At 52.2% G+C, this 5574-nt stretch carries 5 protein-coding genes and 3 pseudogenes; 5 read left to right on the top strand and 3 right to left on the bottom strand.

Annotated features, from left to right (window positions below; translation table 11 throughout):
- Positions 1 to 401: pseudogene (locus ACR0CW_RS22980) on the top strand (integrase core domain-containing protein); the annotation flags it as partial.
- 323 nt (positions 402 to 724) lie between these two features.
- On the top strand, positions 725 to 2005 hold the full coding sequence (locus ACR0CW_RS22975) for an ATP-binding protein (protein ID WP_480789565.1): 1281 nt from the start codon (positions 725 to 727) through the stop codon (positions 2003 to 2005).
- 58 nt (positions 2006 to 2063) lie between these two features.
- Here ACR0CW_RS22975 and ACR0CW_RS22970 read toward each other — a convergent pair whose 3' ends face one another.
- Positions 2064 to 2369: a hypothetical protein gene (locus ACR0CW_RS22970; protein ID WP_480789564.1), complete on the bottom strand. Its 306-nt coding sequence runs from the start codon at positions 2367 to 2369 to the stop codon at positions 2064 to 2066.
- Positions 2338 to 2622 (bottom strand): hypothetical protein, encoded by a 285-nt coding sequence (locus ACR0CW_RS22965; RefSeq protein WP_480789563.1) that lies wholly within the window; start codon positions 2620 to 2622, stop codon positions 2338 to 2340. The genes ACR0CW_RS22970 and ACR0CW_RS22965 overlap by 32 nt, the downstream gene beginning before the upstream one ends.
- Positions 2623 to 3510: 888 nt before the next feature.
- Here ACR0CW_RS22965 and ACR0CW_RS22960 point away from each other — a divergent pair.
- Positions 3511 to 4163: pseudogene (locus tag ACR0CW_RS22960) on the top strand (helix-turn-helix domain-containing protein); the annotation flags it as partial.
- A gap of 83 nt (positions 4164 to 4246) precedes the next feature.
- Here the strand turns inward: ACR0CW_RS22960 and istB are convergent.
- A pseudogene (istB, locus tag ACR0CW_RS22955) lies at positions 4247 to 4876 on the bottom strand (IS21-like element helper ATPase IstB).
- Between istB and ACR0CW_RS22950 the strand changes: the two are divergent.
- A complete protein-coding gene (locus tag ACR0CW_RS22950) occupies positions 4769 to 5110 on the top strand; it encodes a hypothetical protein (RefSeq protein WP_480789562.1) in 342 nt (113 codons plus the stop codon). The pseudogene istB and the gene ACR0CW_RS22950 overlap by 108 nt on opposite strands.
- An 83-nt stretch (positions 5111 to 5193) precedes the next feature.
- Positions 5194 to 5337 (top strand): hypothetical protein, encoded by a 144-nt coding sequence (locus ACR0CW_RS22945; RefSeq protein WP_480789561.1) that lies wholly within the window; start codon positions 5194 to 5196, stop codon positions 5335 to 5337.
- The last annotated feature ends 237 nt before the right edge of the window (positions 5338 to 5574 follow it).

Genomic DNA, 5574 nt, shown 5'->3' with positions numbered 1-5574 from the left:
ATCTGCTACCTCCATATCTGCTCAAAGATATGGAATCACGGATCAGAAAACTGGGGAAGACTGAATCTGATAAAGCCAGACGCGCTCTAGTCCGCAGGCGCGGCCAGCCCGACATTATTGTCTCTGACAATGGAACGGAAATGACATCTCATGCCGTGCTCAGATGGTGCCAGGATACCGGCGTTGGCTGGCATTACATCGCGCCGGGGAAACCCATGCAGAATGCTTTTGTGGAGTCGTTCAACGGTAGGCTTCGTGACGAATGTTTGAACGAACACATCTTCGGTAATCTCGCTGAGGCCCGGAAGATCATTGAAAACTGGAGGATCGATTACAACACACAACGACCACACACATCACTTGGCGGGTTGGCACCGACCGTCTACGCCAATCTCAACCGTGCCACCCGGCCTGCCTCGCTTGAGTTCCGCAAGGGCTCCGCTCAGCAGGCCTTGACCAAAACCATATCAAAAGAAAGAAACAGAAACGGATTCTACACCTCAACGGCCCGGATCAGGGGGCTGGGTCACACCAAACAGAGCGCAAAAAAAATTTATTTTACTTTCCCTTTCTTTCAAGGTTAAGAGCCACCAAATTTTCTTGAGACCGTTCAAATTGCTCACTTGAAAGTGAAATACTTTAAGACTTCGGTTAGGCTTATGATCAAGGTCGCAATATGGAAACTTAACTGGTGTACATTAAAAAGATACTGACCCGCAGAATAATGCCGCGCAGTTTGTTTGCGCGGGCGGCTTTGATACTGTTCGTCCCTGTGACGATTGTACAGGTCTCAATTTCTATTGGTATCGTTCAACGCATGTATGAAGGTGCCACTATTCAAATGACGCAGAATGCGGTCAGCAAGATTGAACTTGTTTTGAATACATTTGAAAATGGAGGCGATTTTGTCCGAGTTGCTGATTCGCTTGACATTAATATCTTGCCTGGCAGCACGGATATTGTCAGCAGTTTGAACAATTTTGACTATTCTGGACGCATCGCCGCAGCATTGTTGCATAAACGACTTACGAACCTTTCAGCCGCAGACATGAGCCAGCAAGGTGGTAGACGAGTGCTGCTGGCGTTTGAAACGTCAAAAGGCCGACTGGTTTTAGAGTTACCCCGCAGACAGGTAACGGTATCTAACCCGCATCAATTGCTGGTTTTGGTGGCTGGCCTATCTGTGCTCATGGTTATTCTATCTTGGAGTTTTTTGTCGAGCCAGCTCAAGCCGCTTCGGGAATTGGCAAAATCTGCGAGTGAGTATGGCCGCGGACATATTAATTGTTTTAAACCGTCCGGCGCGAAAGAAATCCGAATGGCAGGCGATGCGTTTCTGGCGATGCGAAAACGAATCGAACAACATAGGGAACAGCGCAATCTGCTGTTGTCCGGAGTGAGCCACGATCTGAAAACGCCTCTGACTAGGATGAAACTTGAGGCCGCAATGAGTTTCGACGAAGCAAACAACACTGAAATGTTGCGCAATATTGAAGAGATGGAACAATTGATCAATACGTTCCTCGAATTTGTAGAAAGTGATCAGCATGAAGAAACCTCTCACTTTGAGCTCACAACCCTTTTGGATCAGATTGTGGAAGAGATGAATTCCGAAGGAGCAAATGTGTCGGTATGGGAAATACCATCGGAAAGCTTAATAATCTTTTCCAAAAAAAATGCCCTCACACGAGCTTTGAAACAGCTGATTGAAAACGCAGTGACTTATGGAACAACCGCCAAGTTAGCCTGTAGAATCGAAGCGCCAATCATCATTATAACTGTAGATGACAATGGCCCTGGCATTCCAAAAGATCGACGATCCGAAGCACTCAAACCCTTTACCCGTCTAGACCCCGCACGAAACCAAAATAATGGAAGTGGCGTTGGCCTTGGCTTGTCCATTATCACCAATAGCATTAATGCTTGCAACGGAACGCTAGAACTGAATGACAGTGAAACATTGACCGGGCTATCGGCCAGAGTAGTGCTACCACTCTCATCGTAGCGCAGTTTGTTATTCGAAGATAAACTACGAACACGTTCTACGCTTCCTGCTGTGTGATTCAGAGTATTTTTATGCTTATCGCGTCGATAAAGCCTGTCGCAATCAAGCCGAGAAGCAGAATTGCAAAGATCACATCTGAAAAATAACGCCCAAATGCAACACAGAACCGTTTGTAATCGTTGCCATACTGATCTTTGGCAAAGATGCCGCCCATGGATTGGAGGACATTGCCACCGCTGGTCAGCTCATAGTCCTCATCGCAATAGATCATATCTGCAACGCCGCGATAATGCGGCAGCACATCCAGGCAGCCCCCAAGGATCGGCTGGTAATCACCGATGACATCTTTGCGCTTTATGCCCATTAGCACTCAGCTCGGCCATCCGATCACGGTAGCCGCGCAGGATGTATTCGGCATCCGACCCCGCCAGCGCACAGATCTGGTAAAACCGTCTGGAGCCAAAGAATTTACGGGCTTGATGCTGATCCAACGTACCCTTCTTGCCCGGTGCCGTTGCATCTGAAAAAGCAGCCAGAATCACCGCGCACCACAAGTCGCGACAAGCCTGTGCTTGTTCGTCGCGAACCGGCAATACCGGCCCAACAAAATGGTTCATTATGTATCCTTTGATTGGTTGGTGAAATTCATGAGGAAAACGCGGCAGGGGTCACACAAATACTAATGCGGCTCTGAATATCCTGCGTTGGAACGCGACGTCTGAGATCGTGGGGGAAGGGCATTGGCTCTCCGATGAAGCGACAACTAAACAAGGGCCGTTACCCTCCGAAAAGCCCCAGTATTCGACCGGGGCAAGATGGCTAACCGTAGCAATAAGGGAAAGATTCTGACTGAACAAAAGTTGAATACTTTCAAAAGCAACCCGTGCAACCGCATAAGTGGTTGAATTGAAAACGACCACAACATGCAGCATGGACAAGCAAAGGGCTGGGCAAAACAATAAAAAGAAGCACTGCGTAAAACCGAACCCCCAACCAATCCTGGCAAGAGCGATTCAATGTGTATCCCGACGCGCGTCTGGCGCAGATATGCAAGATTATTCTTCAACATCAGCGGTCTCCATGTTTCAATTGAACGTGGCGACCCACTACGAGCTTGGAGGACAAGCGACGGCGGGTTTGTGGACCGCTGCAGCATGTGTGTAAGACAGCGTGCCAGAAGGCACACCGCCTCGCGTAACCATAGGTCCACCACAAAGAATGGCTAAACTCGCACAGATTGAACGGGTTTAGCGTGCACTAGGGTTAGGATTCATAGCCAGAACATGACGGCTTCAACCAGTGCGCAGGCTGAGAGGGAGACCCTTTGGCATCTGTCGTAGCAGGTTGAGACGCGCACGCCGGACCTTCAGGTGAATTAGTCTCGATGTTATCTGACACCGCCCCCAATTTTTCAAATTGGATTGGGGGCGGTGTTTCCCTTGAAGGGAGATGGTTGTCCGTTTTGATGGTGGTGCCAACCAAACCATCGAAACGAGGAAACCACGATGTTGAATACTACCGACAAGATCATCAAACACAAAACCGGTCTGCTGAATCTGGCCGAGGAACTGGGCAATGTCTCCAAAGCCTTTCAGGTGATGGGCTACAGCCGGGACACATTCTATCGCTACAAGTCGGCGGTTGAGGAAGGCGGCGTGGAAGTGCTGTTCGAGCGCAACCGGCGTAAACCCAATCTGGCGAACCGGGTTGACGACACGACTGAATAGGCCGTCATCAAATCCGCCACCGATTTCCCGGCCTACGGGCAGGCCCGCACCTCGAACGAGCTACGCAAGCAAGGTGTCTTTGTCTCGCCTTCGGGTGTCCGGTCAATCTGGCCAACTTCAAAGCCCGGCTGAAAGCCCTGAAAGCCAAAGTGGCCGAGGATGGCTGCATCCTTACCGAAGCACAGGTGCAGGCGCTGGGAAAGAAGAAGCTCGACGATGAAGCGTGTGACGAGGTGGAAACGACCCATCCCGGCTATCTGGGCTCACAGGACACTTTCTATGTCGGCACGCTCAAGGGCGTCGGGCGGGTCTATCAGCAGACTTACGTGGACAACAATTGCAAGGTGGCGCATGCCAAGCTCTACACCACCAAGACACCGATCACGGCTGCCGACCTGCTCAATGACAGGATGCTGCCATTCCACGATGAGCATAACTGTCAATGGCATTTCAATTTTCCCCAAAACGGGAAGGCTAAAATTCCCCAGTTTGGCGTTTTCGGTTGTCAGCCAGTTCAGGGACTTGCAGCTCCGTTCTTTGGTGGACGTCCGCGCCGCTTTAGCGTTGGCGGCGGTGTGATGGGTGCGTTTGTACGGGTGTTCTCCGGGATCAAGTCGGTATGGCCGCGCAAGCGGTAGCTGGCGCCTTCGATCTGGACGACGACGGCGTGGTGCAGAAGGCGATCCAGGAGCGCGCTGGCCACGACGGGATCGTCGAAGACATCGCCCCATTCGGCGAAGCCCCGGTTGGATGTCAGGATCATTGCGTCTATTTCATAGCGCGCATTGACGAGTTGGAAGAACAGGTTTGCGCCGCCCTGTGTGGTGGGGAGGTATCCGATCTAGTCCACGATCAGCAGCGACGGCCGTGTATAGAAGCGGATCTTGTCGGCAAGGTGTCCTTCGCGTTCAGCTTTGACCAGGGCTTCGATCAGCTCCGCCAATGTGGCGCGATACACCTGCTTTCCCGCCTTCACATCGGCTACGCCAAGGGCTGTCGCCAGGTGTGATTTTCCCGTGCCGGGCGGACCCAGGAAGTGGACGACCTCTGCTCTGCGGATGAAGTCGAGCTGGGTCAGCGCAGCGATGCGCTCCCGGCCAAGCGAAGGCTGGAACGAGAAGTCAAAGTCCTCCAGCGTTTTGATGGGTATCAGCTTGGCGGTCTTGAGCGCGACATCGATACGGTGGGTTTCGCGGGTGGCGTATTATTCACTGAGAAGGGCATCCAACGCGTCGATCCTCGAGATTTTGCCGTGTTCCAGCTTCTGCATCGTATGATCCAGCACTTCCAGGGCGCGGGGCATCTTCAAGCCGACAAGCGCGCCCCGGATCCGGTCGAGTGTTTCGGTCATCACATAACTCCCGCGACCAGTCGTTGACCGACCGTGTCATAGAAAGCCAGTGACCGTAGCGGCACGCCCTTAGGTCGTTGCTGCACGAGGCGCGGTGGCAGGGCTTTGCGATGCGCGAGATCAACCCGACGCCGATTGCGCCCTTCCAGCACCGGGTGGCGGGCGATGCAGACTTCATCTTCAAAGATGCGTATCTGATCGACGATGCGTTTGCGCGGTGTCTACGGCACCGAGTAGTGGTTGCCATCAACTGAGACCATACCCTAGTGGCTAACCCGCCGTTCCACGGTTAGAACCGCGCTGTAAGGAATGGCAGGTAGAGGTTTGAGCGCTGATCGTTCCTCGGCAAAGGCTTCATCCACGACCCGCTCGGTGGTGGCGTGCACCCGAGGATTGGCGAACTAGAGCGCGTCTGGCTTTATCAGATTCAGTCTTCCCCAGTTTTCTGATCCGTGATTCCATATCTTTGAGCAGATATGGAGGTAGCAGAT

It is taken from the genome of Ruegeria sp. CH6 (assembly GCF_056537005.1).
The sequence above is the reverse complement of the archived record's forward strand: the minus strand, read 5'-3'. Positions and strand labels throughout refer to the sequence as shown.